Below are 17,303 nucleotides of genomic sequence, written 5' to 3'. Positions count from 1 at the left end.
GCGGAACCGGTCAGCGGTCCTGCGCAGTGAAATTGAGGTTCAAGCGGCGATTGAACACCGACTCGAACCCGGCATAGGGCAACGGCGCCGCACGACGTACCGCCGCCTCCATCGAGCGACGGCCGAGCGCGTCGTAAGGACAGGAAGCGTCGAACTCCACACTCATGACCTCGCCACCAGGCAGCTGCGTGATGTACATCCTGCAGCGTTGGCCCAGCGGCACGTTGTCGGGCCGGGTCCATTCTCGGGCGATCGCCTCCTGCAACGCTGCGGCGTACTTCGCGGCCAGGTCGTTGCTGCCGTCCGGGCGGCCGGGCGGCGGACTGGCGGACGCGCTGGCCGCCTGCTCGGCGGCCTGGCGCGCGCGCGCATCGGCGATCTGCTTGAGCCGCTGTTCGGCCTGGGCCTCCTCGCGACGGTTGCGCTCGCGCTGCTCGCGGATCTTGGCCAGCTCTTCCTCGCGCTGCTGCTGGGCCAGCCGGCGCTTTTGCTCGGCCTCCTGCTGGCGCTGGCGCTCGGTCAGGTCGATCTGCTCCTGGCGGCGACGCTCTTCCTGCTCGCGCTGTGCCGTGAGCTCGGCTTCGGCCTGCTCGCGCGCGGCATCCTGATCGACGGTGTCGGGCTCGGGCACCCGCTCCTGCGGCCGGGGCTGCGGCGCGATCTCCGCGTCCTCAGGCACCGGGGCCGGCAAGGGCTGGGGCGGCGGCGCGCTGTCCTCGACCGGCTCGGGCGAAGGCTCCGGCTCGGGATCGGGCAACGGCGCCGGTACAGGCTCGGGCAATGGCTCGGGTGCGGCATCCAGCGCACGGCGTTGCGCGGCCGAGAGTGCGTCCGGATCGAAGATGTCGGCGCTGACCGGCGACCCGAAGGCCGGATCGGTGTTGCTGCGGCTCAGGCCCAGCCCGAACACCAGCAACAGGATCAGGACGACATGCAGCCCGAGGGCGAGGACGACCGCCTGGACCGTGTCGGCACGCTGCTGCCGCATCAGCCACCCGACTCGAGCGGACGGCTGAGCAGACTGACCTTCGTCACTCCGGCCTCGTTGATCGCGCTGATCGCGTCCATGATCAGCTGGTAGCTGGCGGACCCGTCACCGCGCACGAGGATCGTCGCCTCCGGATTCTGCGCGTGGATCGCGCGCAACCGGACCAGCAGGTCCTCGCGGGTCACCGACTGGTTCTGCTGCTCGACCATCAGGGCGAGCGCGCCGTCGGGGTACACGCTGACGATCACCGGATCCCGTGGCGTGCTCAGCGAGCGCGCGTTGGAATCGGGCAGGGTGACATCGGTGCCCAGGTTCATCAGCGGCGCGGTGACCATGAAGATGATCAGCAGCACCAGCATCACGTCGATGTAGGGCACGACGTTGATTTCGTTCTTGAGTTTGCGGCGCTTGCTGCGGCGCATGGTGACGGACATGGTCGGTCCTCGCAGTCGGGTCGGATCAACGCGCGACGGGCGCGCGCGGGGTCAGCCCTCGCTGGACTGGCGTTCGAGGATCGAGGAGAACTCCTCGGAGAACGCCTCGTACCGGCCGGCGATGCGTTCGACGCGGGTGGCGAAGCGGTTGTAGGCCCAGACCGCGGGAATCGCCGCGAACAGGCCCATCGCGGTGGCGATCAACGCTTCGGAGATACCCGGTGCGACGGTGGCGATGGTGGCCTCGCGCACATTGGCCAGGCCCTGGAACGACACCATGATCCCCCACACCGTGCCGAGCAGGCCCACGTACGGGGCGATCGAACCGACGTTGGCGAGGAACTCCAGGTTCTGCTCCAGACCGTCGATCTCGCGCGCGCCGGAGACCCGCATGCCGCGCTGGGCGGCTTCCAGGCGCGAGCGCGGATCCACGCTGCGACGCGGGCGCGAGTACTCGCGGAAGCCGGATTCGAAGATCGCCTCCAGCCCCTCGATCTCGCGGTTGCGCTCCGTGGCCGAGGCATGCAGCTTGGTCAGCTCGGCGCCCGACCAGAAGCGCTCCTCGAAACGGTCGGCTTCCCGGGTGGCGCGATCGAGCAGACGCTTCTTGCGGAAGATGATCACCCACGATGCGATCGAGGCGAACAGCAGCAGCAGCATGACCAGCTGCACCGGCAGCGATGCATGCAGGATCAGCTCCATGACGTTCATGTCGGTGCCCAACATGACCGCCTCGCCGGCCGCCTCGCCACCCGCCTGCAGCGCCTCGGCGCTCGCCGCCGCCTGCTCGGGAAGGGGCTCGACCTGGGTGGCCTGCAGCAGCATCGTCAATGGGATCATGCATCCGCTCCGATTTGGGGTATCCACGCGCGGTCGACCGCGCGCCATGATGCCCGATCGCGTCCTCGCGATGCGGGCCGATTCGTTGAAGGCCGGGGAGGCGTCCTTGTCAGTCCGGCACGACTTGCAGCGATTTCAGTTCCGGGTACAGCGGCTCCGGAATCGGCCGCGGCCTGAAGCCCGCCGCATCCAGCGCCGCCACCCGCACCTCCGCATCCAGCAGCAGGGTGTCGCCGCGGCGGATCGACTGGGCGATCACCAGGCTGGCGCGCCGGCACTCGACCAGCGCCACCGACACCTCCAGCGCATCGTCCAGCCGCGCGGGCTTTCGGAAATCCATCCGCATCGCCCGCACCGCGAACACCAGATCGTGCTCCGTGCGCAGCCGCTCCTGTCCGTGGCCGAGCGATCGCAACCATTCGGTGCGGGCCCGCTCGAGGAAGGCGACGTACTGCGCGTGGTAGACCACGCCGCCAGCGTCGGTATCTTCCCAATAAATACGAACCGGATGGCTGAACATTGCTTGAAAACCCGATGGACTCATGAGACGGACCGGATCCGCAGGGACGCGGCCCGCGACGCGGCGCCGGCACGATAGCGGTCAGTGTGCATCGGCGATGTCGTCGCCTCCACCGCCCGCGAACAGGTCCGGCCGCGCTCGCGGGGTCAACCCGAGGTGGCGATAAGCCTTGTGGGTGGCCATGCGGCCGCGCGCGGTCCTGACCAGGTAGCCCTGCTGGATCAGATAGGGCTCGATCACGTCCTCCAGGGTGCCACGCTCCTCCGACAGCGCCGCCGCCAGCGATTCCACCCCGACCGGCCCCCCGTCGAAATGCTCGACGATCTGCCGCAGCATGCGGCGGTCGAGCTCGTCGAAGCCTTCCGGGTCGACCTTGAGCATCTGCATCGCCGCATGGGCCACGTCGCGGTCGATGCGGCCGCCGGCCTTCACCTCGGCGTAGTCGCGCACGCGGCGCAGAAGGCGGTTGGCGATGCGCGGCGTGCCGCGCGCGCGCCGCGCCACCTCGGCCGCGCCCTCGCCCTCGCAGGCGATGCCGAGGATCGCCGCCGAACGCCGCACGATGCGGGTCAGCTCCTCGGCGCTGTAGAACTCCAGCCGCTGGACGATGCCGAAGCGGTCGCGCAACGGCGCGGTCAGCAGCCCGGCGCGGGTGGTGGCACCGATCAGGGTGAACGGCGGCAGGTCGAGCTTGATCGAACGGGCGGCCGGGCCCTCGCCGATCATGATGTCGATCTGGAAGTCCTCCATCGCCGGATAGAGCACTTCCTCGACCACCGGCGACAGCCGGTGGATCTCGTCGATGAACAGCACGTCGTGCGGCTGCAGGTTGGTCAGCAGCGCGGCCAGGTCGCCGGCCTTCTCGATCACCGGGCCGGACGTCACCCGCAGGCTGACCCCGAGCTCGTTGGCGATCACGTGCGACAGCGTGGTCTTGCCCAGGCCGGGCGGCCCGAAGATCAGCACGTGGTCGAGCGCCTCGCGGCGCCGCTTGGCCGCCTCGATGTAGATGCCGAGCTGCTCGCGCACCGGCTGCTGGCCGAGGTAATCGGCCAGGCGCTGCGGGCGGATGCTGGCCTCGGCGGCGTCGTCCTCGCGGGTGGCGCCGGCGGCGATGATGCGGTCTTCGGTCATCGCGCTATGGTCGCACGCCACCGGCTTGCCGCGACAACGCTACGCCGTCTCGCGCGCCGGCGCCCGCGGGTCGCGGCCGGCCCGGCCGCCCAGCGCCCACAGCGCCTCCAGCGGCCCGCGCCGGAACCAGCGCAGCCACAGGTGCGCCGCCAGCACGATCAGCGGGACCAGCGCCAGGTACAGCGCGACCGTGGCCGGCAGGCGCTGCGTGTCGTCGATGCGGCCCGCCAGGTCGAATCCCCAGCCGTAGCAGACGATGGAGGCGAGCACGTTCTGCAGCACGTAGCAGCTCAGCGCGGTGCGCCCCACCTCGGACAGCCGCCGGCCGACCCAGCCGGGTGCCGGCCGGCACCGGTAAAACGCCGCCACCAGCCCAAGGATGCCCAGCGCCACCAGCGCCGCCGTGCCCCAGCGCGTGTAGAACCACCAGGGCATGCCGGCGAACACCGCGATGGCCATGTCGACCGGCCAGGCCAGTAGACCGATCAGGATCAGTCGCCGGCGCAACACCGCCCCCTCGGGCTCGAACACGCCTGCGCGGAACAGCCGGGCACCGAGCAGGAACAGGGCGATCGTCGCCGGCAGGATCAACACCGGCTCGACGATGCGGAACAGCGGCAGGTGCTCGACCCGGTGACGCACCATCTCCCACCAGTTGCCGTCGCGATACGGATTCCAGTCCAGGCTCGCCGCGTACGCCGCCGGATCGGCATGCGCCGACGCCGGCAGCGCCAGCATCGCGAGGGCTCCGAGCGTGAGCAGCACCCCATGCACCGCCACCAGGACGACGCACCAGCGATGCTGGGCCCGCTCGCTGGCGCACAGCAGCCACGCCACCACCGCGCCGGCGACGGCGTAGCCCATCAACACATCGAATTCGACCACCAGGATGTAGTTGAGCGCGCCGTCCAGGAACAGCAGGGCCGCGCGCCACAGATACGAGCGCGGCCACGGGCGGCCGGCGGCCAGCGCCGCGCGCTGCTGGATGGCCAGGCCGATCCCGAACATGATCGACAGCAGGCCGAGGAACTTGCCGGTCGACAGCTGCCGCAGCAGCACCTCCGCCAGGTCCGACGGCGGTGGCCCGTCGATCTCGCCCAGCAGGCCGGCCGGATGGGTGAACACCCAGACGTTGGTCGCCAGCGTGCCGAGGATGGCGATGCCGCGCAGGACGTCGAGCGCCGGCAGGCGGGCGGTGTTCGTGATCATCGGGAGCCCCTGGACGCGCCGCACGACCCGGCGCTTCGATCAGGATAGCGGCTCGCCGCACCGCCTTGACGGATGCGGCGGCGAGACCGGGCATCTGTGCCCGGCCCGGGTCTGGCCGCCCGAGCCAAGGGGTTTCAGCGGCGCGTGGTCTCCGCCGCCCGGGGGCTTCAGGCGTAGGCCGCTTTCGCCAGCTCGAAGCTGCGCACGCGCGCGGCGTGGTCGTGGATGTTGGCGGTCAGCACCAGCTCGTCGGGATGGTGGCGGGCGACGAAGTCGCGCAGGCCGGCGCTCACCTGGGCCGGATCGCCGATCACCGCGCAGGCCAGCGCCTGCTCGGCCATCGCCTTCTCCGCCGGACTCCAGAATGCTTCGATATCGTCGATGGGCGGTGGCACCAGGCCCGGCTGGCCGCGGCGCAGGCGCACGAAGGCCTGCTGCTGGGTGGTGAACAGCCGCTTCGCCTCGGCCTCGGTGTCGGCCACCACCACGTTCACGCCCAGCATGGCGTGCGGGCGATCGAGCCGGGCGGAAGGCTGGAACTCGCGACGGTACACCGCCAGCGCCTCGGCCATCGCGCCCGGCGCGAAGTGCGACGCGAATGCGAACGGCCGCCCCAGTGCGGCCGCCAGCCGCGCGCTGAAGAGGCTGGAACCGAGTAGCCACACCTCCACGTCCGCCCCGGCACCGGGTACTGCGCGCACCGGCTGCCCCGGGCGTGCGGGCTCGAAGAAATAGAGCAACTCGCGCACATCGTCGGGAAACGCATCGGCGCTGTCGAAATACCGGCGCAGCGCACGGGCCGTGGCCTGGTCGGTGCCGGGCGCACGACCCAAGCCGAGGTCGATCCGCCCGGGATACAGCGCATCGAGGGTGCCGAACTGTTCGGCCACCTGCAGCGGCGCGTGGTTGGGCAGCATGATGCCGCCGGCACCGACGCGGATGGTCGACGTGCCACCGGCAACATGACCGATCAGTACTGCCGTGGCCGCCGACGCGATGCCCGGCATGTTGTGGTGCTCGGCCAGCCAATAGCGGCGGTAGCCGAGGCGTTCGGCATGGCGGGCGAGATCCAGCGACTGCCGAAACGCGGCGGCGATGTCGCTGCCTTCGCAGACCGGCGCGAGATCGAGGACGGACAGGGGGACGGGTGTGCTCATGCCGCCCATCTTGCCGCGCATCCCGCGCGCGCACGAGCCCGCGGCGCGGGACGCTGCGGCCCATCACCGATCACCCGCACAGGCGGCCGCGCGCAGGAAGCTCCGCTTGTGCGACAGCAGCGCCGCGGCGAAAGTCGGCACGTGCGTCGGCGTGCGCTCGCCCGTCGATGGCAATCATTCATGAATGCCGCGACACGGCGCGGCCCTTGCTTCCCGCTACAGAGCCGGCGCGTCGGACACCCCCCGCCACACGCCCACCACGATGCTCAGTGGCGCCTTCCGCAGCGCTGCGCTGCGCACACGTTTCATCCGAAGGCACAGGCAACGGATTTTCGATCCGTCCTTTCTTGTCCTACCTTTCCCGCTCGTTTGCGCCCCGGGGAGCCGAAGTCCGTCGCCCACGTCTGCAGTCGCAGTGCTGTGGCTGTGGCTGTGGCTGTGGCTGTGGCTGTGGCTGTTGATCTTGATCTTCGAGCCGTAAAGCGAGCCGAGCACCGGAGCCTGGCGCGGCCGAAGAGGCGCCCATGTTTGAGCGCAGCGAGTTTGGGCGCCGTGCCGGGTCGGGCGAGGCGCGCAGGGGACCGGCGCGGCGCAGCCGTGCCGGCTCGCGTCCGGCGAAAGGACTTTTTGGTTCCTTTCTGGTCCTGCAAAAAGGAACTCGCGCGTGTCAGCGTGCGAAACCGCTCTTGATCCTGCTCGCGCTTTTTGCTCCCTCTGCAGCAAGACATGACGGAGCCCGGCAGGAAGCCGGAGCAACAACAAGATCAACAGCTTTCGCGCTGAAGCGCGACTCACTTTTGTCGCGACAAAAGTAAGCCACGACGCCGCGCAGTGGCGGCGAACGGCGAAGCCGGCCCGAAGGGCGAGCGCTGCAAGCGCGAGTCAAACCGCTTTCGCCGGACGCGATCCGGCCGGGCTGCGCCCGACCGGGCCCCTGCGCTTCTCGGACGACGGGGCACGCTGCCCAAACTCGCTGCGCTCAAACATGGGCAGCTCTTCGGCCCCGCCGTCCTGCGATGCTCGGCTCGCTTTACGGCTCGAAGATCAAGATCAACGACAAGATCAAGATCAAAGGCAAAGGCAAAGGCAAAGGCAAAGGCAAAGGCAAGCGTGCCGTCAGATCTCCACCTGGGTCCCCAGCTCCACCAAGCGGTTGCCCGGAATCCGGAAGAACCCCGACGCCGGCGCCGCATTGCGATGCATCACCGCGAACACCTTCTCCCGCCACAACGCCATACCCCGGTGCGCACTGGCGACCACGGTCTCGCGACTGGTGAAGTAGGTCGTCTCCATCGGATCGATACAGAACCCCCCGTCGAGATCGCTACTGCCCATCAACGCCAGCGGTACATCCGGCGTCTCCATGAAGCCGAACCGGATCAGCACGCGATGGAAGTCGTCGCCGATCGTCTCGATCTTCAGCCGCCGGTGCGCGTAGGGAACCGTCAGCGTCTCCACCGTCAGGAATACGTTGCGCGCGTGCAGCACCTTGTTGTGCTTGAGGTTGTGCATCAACGCCTGCGGTACCACACCACGATCGCTGGTCAGGAACACGGCTGTACCGGGCACCCGGACCGGAGGCGCCAGCATCAGGCCGGGAATGAATGTCTCCTGGCGAATGCCCTGTTTCTGCACCTCCTGATGCAGCAGGTGACGCCCCTTGCGCCAGGTGCGCAGCAAGGTGAACAGAGTCAGGCCCAGCACCACCGGGAACCAGCCGCCCTGGAGTACCTTGGCGATGTTGGCCACGACGAACCCGACATCCATCACCAGGAACACCGCGCACAGCGGCAGCACCCAGCGCCGCCAGCGCGGCCACAGCGCACGGGCCACGATCGCCAGCAACAACGTGTCGATGAGCATCGTCAGCGACACCGAAATTCCGTAAGCGGTCGCCAGTGCCGACGAGGTGCGGAAACCCAGCACCAGTCCGATCACGATGACCATCATCATCCAGTTGATCGCCGGGATGTAGATCTGCCCGATGGTCTCGCGCGAAGTGTGCAGCACCTTCATGCGGGGGATGTAGCCGAGCTGCATCGCCTGCCGTGCCACCGAGAAGCCACCGGTGATCACCGCCTGCGACGCGATGACGGTGGCCATGGTGGCCAGCACGATCATCGGGATGCGCCCCCACTCCGGCACCCCGATGTAGAACGGATTGCGGATCGCCGACGGGTCCTCGAGCACCAGCGCACCCTGGCCGAGGTAGTTGAGCATCAGCGCAGGCAGCACGAACCAGTACCACGCCAACCGGATGGGCCGCGGGCCGAAGTGCCCCATGTCGGTGTAGATGGCCTCGCCGCCGGTCACCGCCAGGATCACCGCACCGAGAATGAAGATGCCGCCGAAGGTGTGGGCCTGGAAGAACTGCACCGCCCACCACGGATTCAGGGCCTGCAGCACCTCCGGCTCGTGGACGATGTTGAATATTCCGAGTACCGCCAGCACCAGAAACCACACCACCATGATCGGCCCGAAGATCCGGCCGACCTTTTCGGTGCCGTAGCGCTGGGTGGTGAACAACGTGATCAGGACCACCAGCGCGATCGGCACGATCCAGTTGTGCATCCTCGGCGCGACCACTTCCAGACCTTCCACGGCCGAAAGCACGGAGATCGCCGGCGTGATCACGCCGTCGCCGAAGAACAGCGACGCCCCGAAGATGCCGAGCAGGCCGACCAGATAGGCCGACCGCGACCCCGTCGGGAGGCAGCGCTGCGCCAGCGCCATCAGCGCCATGATCCCGCCCTCGCCGTCATTGTCGGCGCGCATGATGATGGTCACGTACTTGGCCGTGACCACCAGCATCAGCGACCAGAAGATCATCGACAGCACGCCGAGTACGGTATCGTGATCGGCGACCAGACCGTAGTGCGGCGAGAACGCCTCGCGGATCGTGTAGAGGGGGCTGGTGCCGATGTCACCGAAGACGACGCCGATCGCGCCCACGGCGAGGCCGGCGAGACCGACCTTGCCATGGTGACCGGCTTCCTGGCGGGCGATGGGGCCTGCGGGGTGGGGACGGGTCATGTCGTGGGCGCGCGGACGGTGGGGGCGTCAGCGAAGCGCGGACTTTAACGCCTTTCGGATGATGATTTCAGCGGAATCCCCTTCCTCGACCGCGGCCTTGGCCATCTTCTGCGCCTCGGCCGGTTTGTAGCCGAGCTGCTGCAGCGCCACGATGGCTTCCGACAGCGGATCGGCCGGTACCGGCCCGGCGCTGGGCAGCCCGCCGGGCGCCCCGGCCGCGAGATCCACGGCGCGATCACGCAGTTCCACCACCATCCGCTCGGCGGTCTTCTTGCCGATGCCGGGGATCCGGGTCAGCGCGGTCACGTCGCCGGTCTGCACCAGCCGCGCGAACTCGCCCACACTGACCCCGGACAGCACCGCCAGCGCGATCTTCGCGCCGATGCCACTGACCTTCTGCACGTCACGGAACAGCCGCCGCTCGGCCTCGCTGAGAAAGCCGTACAGCGACACGCTGTCTTCCTTCTGCGCGTAGTGCGTGAACAGCGCCACCTCGCGTCCGACCTCGGGCAGATCGTAGAAGGTGCTCATTGGCGCCTCCAGCTCATAGCCGACGCCATGCACGTCGATGACCAACCAGGGCGGTTGCTTGTGGGCCAGCAGGCCTTTGAGGCGGCCGATCATGAGGGTCTCCTGGAGCTCGAACGGGAATGGGGGGCAAGTGGCGCATGCGGCGCGCGGTCGGCCCCGCGGATCGGCCGACCTCGGCGGTCTCCGGACCCGCGGCGCCCGGCCGGAGGGATCGCGACCACCAGGCGGACCTGCCGCGGTACGGAGCCCTCCCGGCATCGGCGCCCGGACGCTGCCGGACCGATCCCGACGCCGCGCACCGGCATCACCGGCTCCAGGCCTGGCGCGTGCCGACGCCCAGGCGTGCGGCGCTCGCGCGGACGTGGGCGTGGGTGATCGCGGCGGCCAGCGCATCGGCGGCATCCGCCTGCAGCTTGCCCTGCAGGTTCAACAGCACGCCGACCATGTGCTGGACCTGGGTCTTGTCGGCCTTGCCGCGGCCGACCACCGCGAGCTTGATCTCGGTGGCGGCGTATTCGTGCACGGGCAGGTCGCGCAGCACGACCGCACAGATCGCCGCACCACGGGCCTGGCCCAGCTTGAGCGCGGAATCGGGATTGCGCGACATGAACACCTGTTCGATCGCCACCTCGTCGGGACGGTGGGTGTCGACCACCTCGCCGAGCTGGTCCAGCAACCGCCTGAGGCGATCGGGAAACGCGCCGGCACCGAGCAGGTTCAACGGTGCGTGATAGACGTGCCGCATGCGCCCGTCGGGCGCGACATCGACGATCCCCACACCGGTACGCTGCGAGCCGGGATCGATGCCGAGGATGCGGGTCATCGCCGGGCCCGCCCGCTGCACAGCGTGCAGACCGATCGACGCCCCGACCGAAGGCGCGTCGCCGTCGCCGACACGCGGCACCGAGGTGTGGCGAGCAACCGGCGCCGGGCGGGTACATCCATGACGTCGGCCTCGCCCGCGGCGCGCCGCGGGATCAGCCTTGCTCCAGCGACGCCTGGTCGGCGTTGGAGTAGACGTCCTGCACGTCGTCCAGGTCCTCGAGCATGTCCAGCAGCTTGCGCACCTGTGGCGCGGTGTCGGCATCCACGGCGATGTCGTTGTCGGCGCGGAACGTGATCTCGGCATGGTCGGGCACCAGACCGGCGGCCGTCATCGCGTCGCGCACGGTGGCGAAGTCCTCGGCCGAGGTGAGCACATCGATCGCGCCGTCCTCGGGATAGACCGTCACGTCCTCGGCTCCGGCCTCGATCGCGGCTTCGGTCACCCGATCCTCGTCGGCACCGGCGCCGAAGCTCAGCACGCCCAGACGCTTGAACATGAAGGCCACCGACCCTTCGGTGCCCATGTTGCCGCCGTTCTTCGAGAAGGCGTGGCGAACATCGGCCACCGTGCGCACGCGGTTGTCGGTCAGGCAATCGACGATCACCGCGACACCGCCCGGGGCGTAGCCCTCGTAGCGGATCTCCTCGTACTCGACGCCTTCCAGCTCGCCGGTGGCCTTCTTGATGGCGCGCTCGATGACGTCCTTGGACATGTTGACCGCCAGCCCCTTGTCCATGGCCACGCGCAGTCGCGGGTTGTTGGCGGGGTCGCCACCACCGTCGCGCGCGGCCACGCTGACCTCGCGGATGATCTTGGTGAACATCTTGCCGCGCTTGGCGTCCGAGGCGTTCTTGCGCGCCTCGATGGAAGGTCCTCGACCCATCTGACAGTCCGGAATGTGGTGATCGGAAGATCGCGATTTTACACCGCGCCGGTGCCCGCCCCGCCTCGCAGGAAACGCCCGGTCCGCAGGAACTGCGCGGTCTGCGCGGCAGCGGCCCGGGAAAACACCAGTCCGGTATGGCTGGCGGCAACTTCGCAATGGTCGGCCAGCCCGGGCAGGCGGGTCTCGTCCAGCCCCACCGTGCCATCGGAGCCGCCCTCGAAACGGGTGAGCAGGCGCCCCACGCCGTGCGGTACGTTGCCCGCGACCATGCCGACCGGCACGGCGCCCTGCCAGGGCGTACAGCCATCGCGCAGCAGGGTGCCGCTGCGCCCGAGCACCCACGACGACCACGCGCGCGCGACCAGACTGCGCGCGGTGGCACTGCCGCACAGCGGCGAACCGAGACAGACCATCCGCCGCACCGGCAGGGCGGGCTCCCGGCGCAACGCTTCCACGCCGATCATGCCGCCCAGGCTGTGGCCCACCACGTGGGTCGGTCCGCCATCGCGCAGACACGCCACCAGCGCCTCGACGGCCGGCTCCGGCCCGCCGAACACACTGGGATAGCCGAACGTGCGCACCCGGAAGCCATGCCCCCGCAACAGGCGCGCCATCGGCACCAGCCAGGATTTCGCGTTCCAGATGCCATGGACCAGCAGGATCGACGTCGCATCGTCCTGCCCCGGCGCCGCAAGCGCGCTCATCCGGCACTCCCGGGCGCATGCGTGCGCTTCCATTCCCGCGGCGACACGCCGCTGTACGCCTTGAATGCGCGCGAGAGCGCCGCTTCGCTGCCGTAGCCCACATCGCCCGCCACCACTTTCAACGGCTGGCCGCGGCGCAGCCCCTGCTGCGCCAGACCGACCCGCCAGCCCTGCAGGTACTGACCCGGCGTCACCCCGACCGCATCGCGGAATCCGGTGGCGAACGTGCTGCGCGACATGCCCGCCACGTCCGCCAACGCCTCGAGGGTCCACGCACGCGCCGGCGCCTCGTGCATCGCCACCAGCGCATGCCGCAGCCGGGGATGGGCGAGGCCGCCGAGCAGGCCGACCTCGACCGCGCCCTGTTCCATCAACTGCCGCAGGATCTGGATCATCACGACCTCGAACAGCCGGTTCACCAGCGCGACCCGCCCGCAGCGCTGCGCGAACGCCTCGTCGAACAGCACCACCAGGACTTCGGACAGCCCGAACACGTCGTCCAACGGCATGCAGACGACCCCGGGCAGGCCGGCCGCAATGGGATTGGCCGTCCCGCCTTCGAAACGCAGGTTCGCGCAGACCATGTCGGCGCCGCGATTGGGATCGGTCACGAAACGATGCGTCATCGGCCTCGGATACAGCAGCAGGCTCGGCGTCTCGATCCGCATAGGCGCGCCTTCGTGCACGACATCGACCGGCCCCCTGCGGATCAGATGCAACTGCCCCAGCCCGGTATCGGCTTCCAGGAGATTGATGCCGCACAACGCACCGGCGTGGAACACGTCGGCCTCGACGGCGAAGCGGTCGAGCAGGATGGCGAGCCGGTCGGTCACGGGAACTCTCGATCAAGTAATGAGGATTTTATATCACCTTCCGTATGAAGGTCCCGCGCACAGTGTGTTCACCGGGCGGCCGGGCCACGAACGGCATCGGCGCCTCCATCCCAAGGAGATCCCATGAACACCCTGCCCCGCCTTCTCGCCACCGGCCTGCTGGCCACCAGCATCGGCCTGATCGTCGATCCCGCACAGGCCCAGGCCACCCCTGCGACCGCGGAGCACGCGATCCAGCGCACCGCGGACACCATCACCACCGCCGACGGCGTGCAGCTCTACTACAAGGACTGGGGCCCGAAAGACGGTCCCGTCGTCGCCTTCAGCCACGGCTGGCCGCTGAGTTCCGACAGTTGGGAGTCGCAGATGCTCTTCCTGGCCGAACGCGGCTATCGCGTGGTCGCCCACGACCGCCGCGGCCATGGCCGCTCCAGCCAGCCCTGGGACGGCAACGACATGGATCATTACGCCGACGACCTGGCCGCCGTGATCCAGGCCCTCGATCTGCGCGATGTCACCCTGGTCGGGTTTTCCACCGGCGGCGGCGAAGTCGCCCGCTACATCGGCCGCCACGGCACCTCGCGCGTGAGCAAGGCCGTGCTGGTCTCCGCGGTGCCACCGTTGATGCTGCGCACCGACGACAACCCGGGTGGCCTGCCGCAGGAGGTCTTCGACGGCCTGCGGGTGGCGTCGGTGGCGAACCGCTCGCGGCTGTATCTGGACATCGCCTCGGGTCCGTTCTTCGGCTTCAACCGCCCCGGCGCCACGCCCGACGACAGCCTGGTCCAGTCGTTCTGGGCGCAGGGGATGCAGGCCGGCCACAAGAACACCTACGACTCGATCGCGGCGTTCTCGGCCACCGACTTTCGCCAGGACCTGGCGAAGTTCGACGTGCCCACTCTGGTGATCCACGGTGCCGACGACCAGATCGTGCCGCTCGACCTGTCCGGCCGCGCCTCCGCCGCGCTGATCGACGGCGCCCGCCTGATCGTCTACCCCGACGGCCCCCACGGCATCACCGACACCCACAAGGACCGGCTCAACCAGGATCTGCTGGACTTCCTGCGCGAGTGACGTCCGATCCGACACCGGCCCGCCCAGCGACAGCGGACGGCCAGGACCGGCGCCGGCAACGGCGTCGGTCCTGTCTTGCATCTGGGTGCCGGATCTTCGTGCGGCCACGGTTCGCACCAGCTTGCCGGCCTCTCCCGTCGGCGCATCGCCACGACGCAGCGCCATCATCGCCGCCCGGGCCGCGCCTGCAGGAACGGCTCACGCAAAGCAGGTGCCCGGCACCAGTGATCGTTCCGGTCAGGCGGACGCAGCCGGCCGTCGCAGGATGAACTCCAGGTCGCGCGTCTCGCCGACCGGGAACAGATAGTCGCCGACCTTCTCGAATCCGTAGCGGCCGTAGAACCGTTGCGCACCGAGGTTCTCGGACCACACGCCCACCCACAGCGTGCGCGGGCCGGCCTGCAGCAGCCAGTCCATCGCCACATCCATCATCCGCGCGCCATGGCCGGTGCCCTGCCACGCCCGCAGCAGATACAGCCGCTTGATCTCGCCGTCGCCGGTCGCACTGCCCGCATGCGGCAGACCGCATGGGCCGGCCGCCGCATGGCCGACCGGCTCGCCGTCGGCCTCGAGCAGCCATACCGCATAGTCGGCGTGGCCGAGGATGGTCCGTTGGCGCTCGACGTCGTACGCCTCCGACAGGAAGGCGTCGAGATCCTCGCGCGGATACAAGTGACCGAACGTTTCGGTGAACGTGCGTGCGGCCAACTCGGACAGGGCCTGCGCATCGTCGACGGTGGCACGACGGAGAACGACCGGCATCGTGATGCCTGTGTGGGGAAGACACCGCCAGTATGCCTGCCGGACCGACGCCGCCCAACGCGGAACCTCCCACCGGGCACGGCATGGTGTATCCGGACATCGCCGGCGCACGACCGCAGCGCTCGCTGCGGCCGCGACGCCGGTTGACTCACGCACGCGCCGGTGCGCTCAGGTCACGGGCAGGGATACAGCGTGAACGGACCCGGGCGGCCCGGGTCGCCCCAGGTCCGCATGTCGCCTTCGCACTCGATCCGGCCGCCGCCGATCGCATTGCCGGCAGCGTCGTAGTTCGTCCATTCCGCCCACTCCACGCCGGGAATCGGCCAACGCGCCGAGGTAGTCCCGGCCAGCATGACCAGGACGAACGCCAGCATGGCGCCCTGCAGGACGCGGAAACGGATGCGGCGCGCTCTGGAGCCTGAAACGGTGGATGTCATCGTGATGCCCTCCATGGATGCCCCTGCCCCGGCGAGCCTACACCCATGCCGTCGCGATGCCCGGCGCGCCCCGCAAACCCGGAGCGCGGTCACGTTTACCGTCACATCGGCAGCGACGGCCGCACCGCCCCCCGGTGCGACGCCGGATCCGGGCGCATCACTCCTTGGGACGCACCGCCACGTGCACTTCGGCCAGCTGCGCGTCGGGGATCGGCGACGGGGCACCGGTCATCAGACACTGCGCGCCGGTGGTCTTGGGGAACGGAATCACGTCGCGGATCGATTCGGTGCCGGCCATCAGTGCGGCGATGCGGTCGATGCCGAAGGCGATGCCGCCGTGCGGCGGCGCACCGTACTTCAACGCGTCGAGCAGGAAGCCGAACTTGGCCTCGGCCTCGTCGGCCCCGATGCCCAGCAGTTCGAACACCGCGCTCTGCATGTCCGGACGGTGGATACGGATCGACCCGCCGCCGATCTCGTTGCCGTTGAGCACCATGTCGTAGCCGCGCGACACCGCGGTCTTCGCGTGCGTGCGCAGATCGGCGATGTCGTCGACGGCAGGCGCGGTGAACGGATGATGCAGGGCGACGTAGCGCTGGTCGTCCGCGTCCCATTCGAACATCGGGAAGTCGGTGACCCACAGCGGTTTCCAGCCCGCGGCGACGAGGCCGAAATCCTTGCCGGCTTTCAGCCGCACCGCGCCCATGAAGTCGCTGACCTTGCCGTAGGCACCGGCACCGAAGAACACGATGTCGCCGTTGGCCGCGCCGACCTGGGCCAGCAACGCGGCGAACTCGGCTTCGTCGAAGAACTTGGCGACCGGCGAGTTCACCGCGCCGGCGTCGTCGATCTTGGCGTAGGCCAGGCCCTTGGCGCCGTACTTGGCCGCGTGCGCGGCGTACTCGTCGATCTGCTTGCGGCTCAGGCGCGCGCCACCGGGAATGCGCAGCGCGGCCACGCGGCCGTCAGGGTCGTTGGCCGCGGTGGAGAACACCGCGAAATCGCTGTCCTTGACCCGTTCGGCCACGTCGACCAGTTCGAGGTCGATGCGCAGGTCGGGCTTGTCCGAACCGTAGCGGCGCATCGCCTCGGCCCAGGTCATGCGCGGGAAGGACTCGACCAGGTCGACGTCGACGACCTCCTTGAATACCGCGCGGATCATGTCTTCCACCGCGTCCTGCACATCCTGCTCGCGGACCCAGGCGAACTCGATGTCGAGCTGGGTGAACTCGAGCTGGCGGTCGGCGCGCAGCGCCTCGTCCCGGAAGCAGCGCGCGACCTGGTAGTAGCGGTCGAAGCCGGCCACCATCAGGATCTGCTTGAACAGCTGCGGGCTCTGCGGCAGGGCGTAGAACTCGCCCGGATGCATGCGCGCCGGCACCAGGAAGTCGCGCGCGCCTTCGGGGGTGGCCTTGGTCAGGATCGGCGTCTCGATGTCCTGGAAGCCACGTCCGTCCAGATACCGCCGCAGCGCCTGCACCAGCTTGATCCGGGTGCGTTGCATGCGCTGCATCTCGGGGCGACGCAGGTCGAGGTAGCGGTACTTGAGGCGGGTTTCCTCGCCCGGGTTCTCGTGGGCGTGGAACGGGAGCGGCGCGGCCTTGTTGACGATCTCGATCGCCGTGGCGACCACTTCCACCTGACCGGTGGGGATCTTCGCGTTCGGGCTGTGCCGGCGGCGCACGGTACCGGTGATGCGCAGGCAATCCTCGTAGCCCACCTGCACCGCGGTGGCGACGACCTCGGCGTTGCCCGCAGCGTCGCTGGGCTCGGCGACGATCTGCACGATGCCCTCATGGTCGCGCAGGTCGATGAAGCAGACCCCGCCCAGATCGCGGGCGACGTCCGCCCAACCGCACAAGGTGACGGTCTCGCCGATCAGGGCTTCGTCGATCAGGCCGCAGTAATGGGTACGCATGGGGGCTCCGGGGGCAA

Annotated in this window: 17 protein-coding genes; 1 reads left to right on the top strand and 16 read right to left on the bottom strand. The window is 69.2% G+C overall.

Annotation, left to right across the window (positions count from 1 at the left end; genetic code table 11):
• Nucleotides 1–10 precede the first annotated feature (10 nt).
• From tolA to RG19_RS01955, 13 genes are all read right to left on the bottom strand, one after another.
• On the bottom strand, nt 11–988 hold the full coding sequence (gene tolA, locus RG19_RS02020; protein WP_058833798.1) for a cell envelope integrity protein TolA: 978 nt from the start codon (nt 986–988) through the stop codon (nt 11–13).
• Nucleotides 988–1,422: a protein TolR gene (tolR, locus tag RG19_RS02015; RefSeq protein WP_058833797.1), complete on the bottom strand. Its 435-nt coding sequence runs from the start codon at nt 1,420–1,422 to the stop codon at nt 988–990. Before tolR ends, tolA begins: the two co-directional genes overlap by 1 nt.
• A 51-nt stretch (nt 1,423–1,473) precedes the next feature.
• Entirely contained in the window at nt 1,474–2,262 is a 789-nt protein-coding gene (tolQ, locus tag RG19_RS02010) for a protein TolQ (protein WP_058833796.1), read from the bottom strand.
• A 109-nt stretch (nt 2,263–2,371) separates the two neighbouring features.
• Nucleotides 2,372–2,806 (bottom strand): tol-pal system-associated acyl-CoA thioesterase, encoded by a 435-nt coding sequence (gene ybgC, locus RG19_RS02005; RefSeq protein WP_058833795.1) that lies wholly within the window; start codon nt 2,804–2,806, stop codon nt 2,372–2,374.
• Between the two features lie 57 nt (nt 2,807–2,863).
• Nucleotides 2,864–3,916 carry a Holliday junction branch migration DNA helicase RuvB gene (gene ruvB / locus RG19_RS02000; protein ID WP_058833794.1) on the bottom strand — a complete coding sequence of 351 codons (1,053 nt, stop codon included), beginning with the start codon at nt 3,914–3,916 and terminating at the stop codon, nt 2,864–2,866.
• A gap of 39 nt (nt 3,917–3,955) precedes the next feature.
• Nucleotides 3,956–5,125 (bottom strand): DUF418 domain-containing protein, encoded by a 1,170-nt coding sequence (locus RG19_RS01995; protein ID WP_058833793.1) that lies wholly within the window; start codon nt 5,123–5,125, stop codon nt 3,956–3,958.
• A 167-nt stretch (nt 5,126–5,292) separates the two neighbouring features.
• On the bottom strand, nt 5,293–6,282 hold the full coding sequence (locus RG19_RS01990; protein ID WP_058836363.1) for an LLM class flavin-dependent oxidoreductase: 990 nt from the start codon (nt 6,280–6,282) through the stop codon (nt 5,293–5,295).
• Between the two features lie 1,116 nt (nt 6,283–7,398).
• Nucleotides 7,399–9,315 carry a potassium transporter Kup gene (locus RG19_RS01980; protein WP_082672421.1) on the bottom strand — a complete coding sequence of 639 codons (1,917 nt, stop codon included), beginning with the start codon at nt 9,313–9,315 and terminating at the stop codon, nt 7,399–7,401.
• A gap of 27 nt (nt 9,316–9,342) precedes the next feature.
• Nucleotides 9,343–9,939, bottom strand: a complete 597-nt coding sequence (ruvA, locus tag RG19_RS01975; RefSeq protein ID WP_058833791.1) for a Holliday junction branch migration protein RuvA — start codon at nt 9,937–9,939, stop codon at nt 9,343–9,345.
• A gap of 211 nt (nt 9,940–10,150) precedes the next feature.
• Complete coding sequence (gene ruvC / locus RG19_RS01970; RefSeq protein WP_058836361.1) at nt 10,151–10,669, bottom strand: crossover junction endodeoxyribonuclease RuvC; 519 nt, start codon at nt 10,667–10,669, stop codon at nt 10,151–10,153.
• Between the two features lie 154 nt (nt 10,670–10,823).
• Nucleotides 10,824–11,555 carry a YebC/PmpR family DNA-binding transcriptional regulator gene (locus RG19_RS01965; protein WP_058833790.1) on the bottom strand — a complete coding sequence of 244 codons (732 nt, stop codon included), beginning with the start codon at nt 11,553–11,555 and terminating at the stop codon, nt 10,824–10,826.
• A 38-nt stretch (nt 11,556–11,593) separates the two neighbouring features.
• Nucleotides 11,594–12,262 carry an esterase/lipase family protein gene (locus tag RG19_RS01960; RefSeq protein WP_058833789.1) on the bottom strand — a complete coding sequence of 223 codons (669 nt, stop codon included), beginning with the start codon at nt 12,260–12,262 and terminating at the stop codon, nt 11,594–11,596.
• The gene (locus RG19_RS01955; protein WP_058833788.1) at nt 12,259–13,095 is read right to left on the bottom strand and encodes an AraC family transcriptional regulator; all 837 of its coding nucleotides are present in this window, start codon (nt 13,093–13,095) and stop codon (nt 12,259–12,261) included. Before RG19_RS01955 ends, RG19_RS01960 begins: the two co-directional genes overlap by 4 nt.
• A 123-nt stretch (nt 13,096–13,218) precedes the next feature.
• Between RG19_RS01955 and RG19_RS01950 the strand changes: the two genes are divergently transcribed.
• On the top strand, nt 13,219–14,169 hold the full coding sequence (locus RG19_RS01950) for an alpha/beta fold hydrolase (protein WP_058833787.1): 951 nt from the start codon (nt 13,219–13,221) through the stop codon (nt 14,167–14,169).
• Nucleotides 14,170–14,406: 237 nt separating this feature from the next.
• Here RG19_RS01950 and RG19_RS01945 read toward each other — a convergent pair whose 3' ends face one another.
• The 3 genes from RG19_RS01945 to aspS all read right to left on the bottom strand — a co-directional run bounded on the left by RG19_RS01945 (nt 14,407) and on the right by aspS (nt 17,286).
• Nucleotides 14,407–14,931, bottom strand: coding sequence for a GNAT family N-acetyltransferase (locus tag RG19_RS01945; RefSeq protein WP_058833786.1), 525 nt, complete (start codon nt 14,929–14,931; stop codon nt 14,407–14,409).
• Between the two features lie 173 nt (nt 14,932–15,104).
• Entirely contained in the window at nt 15,105–15,368 is a 264-nt protein-coding gene (locus RG19_RS01940; protein WP_157515133.1) for a hypothetical protein, read from the bottom strand.
• A gap of 157 nt (nt 15,369–15,525) precedes the next feature.
• Complete coding sequence (aspS, locus tag RG19_RS01935; protein WP_058833784.1) at nt 15,526–17,286, bottom strand: aspartate--tRNA ligase; 1,761 nt, start codon at nt 17,284–17,286, stop codon at nt 15,526–15,528.
• Nucleotides 17,287–17,303: the final 17 nt, after the last annotated feature.

It is taken from the genome of Luteimonas abyssi (genome assembly GCF_001482195.1).
Taxonomy (GTDB): Bacteria; Pseudomonadota; Gammaproteobacteria; order Xanthomonadales; family Xanthomonadaceae; genus Luteimonas; species Luteimonas abyssi.
Note: the sequence above shows the minus strand (reverse complement) of the source record. Positions and strands in the feature narration are given on the sequence as shown.

Coding starts and splice junctions, on each gene's coding strand:
- tolA (WP_058833798.1), bottom strand. CDS start 988: ATGCGGCAGCAGCGTGCCGACACGGTCCAGGCGGTCGTCCTCGCCCTC.
- tolR (WP_058833797.1), bottom strand. CDS start 1,422: ATGTCCGTCACCATGCGCCGCAGCAAGCGCCGCAAACTCAAGAACGAA.
- tolQ (WP_058833796.1), bottom strand. CDS start 2,262: ATGATCCCATTGACGATGCTGCTGCAGGCCACCCAGGTCGAGCCCCTT.
- ybgC (WP_058833795.1), bottom strand. CDS start 2,806: ATGAGTCCATCGGGTTTTCAAGCAATGTTCAGCCATCCGGTTCGTATT.
- ruvB (WP_058833794.1), bottom strand. CDS start 3,916: ATGACCGAAGACCGCATCATCGCCGCCGGCGCCACCCGCGAGGACGAC.
- RG19_RS01995 (WP_058833793.1), bottom strand. CDS start 5,125: ATGATCACGAACACCGCCCGCCTGCCGGCGCTCGACGTCCTGCGCGGC.
- RG19_RS01990 (WP_058836363.1), bottom strand. CDS start 6,282: ATGAGCACACCCGTCCCCCTGTCCGTCCTCGATCTCGCGCCGGTCTGC.
- RG19_RS01980 (WP_082672421.1), bottom strand. CDS start 9,315: ATGACCCGTCCCCACCCCGCAGGCCCCATCGCCCGCCAGGAAGCCGGT.
- ruvA (WP_058833791.1), bottom strand. CDS start 9,939: ATGATCGGCCGCCTCAAAGGCCTGCTGGCCCACAAGCAACCGCCCTGG.
- ruvC (WP_058836361.1), bottom strand. CDS start 10,669: ATGACCCGCATCCTCGGCATCGATCCCGGCTCGCAGCGTACCGGTGTG.
- RG19_RS01965 (WP_058833790.1), bottom strand. CDS start 11,555: ATGGGTCGAGGACCTTCCATCGAGGCGCGCAAGAACGCCTCGGACGCC.
- RG19_RS01960 (WP_058833789.1), bottom strand. CDS start 12,262: ATGAGCGCGCTTGCGGCGCCGGGGCAGGACGATGCGACGTCGATCCTG.
- RG19_RS01950 (WP_058833787.1), top strand. CDS start 13,219: ATGAACACCCTGCCCCGCCTTCTCGCCACCGGCCTGCTGGCCACCAGC.
- RG19_RS01945 (WP_058833786.1), bottom strand. CDS start 14,931: ATGCCGGTCGTTCTCCGTCGTGCCACCGTCGACGATGCGCAGGCCCTG.
- RG19_RS01940 (WP_157515133.1), bottom strand. CDS start 15,368: ATGACATCCACCGTTTCAGGCTCCAGAGCGCGCCGCATCCGTTTCCGC.
- aspS (WP_058833784.1), bottom strand. CDS start 17,286: ATGCGTACCCATTACTGCGGCCTGATCGACGAAGCCCTGATCGGCGAG.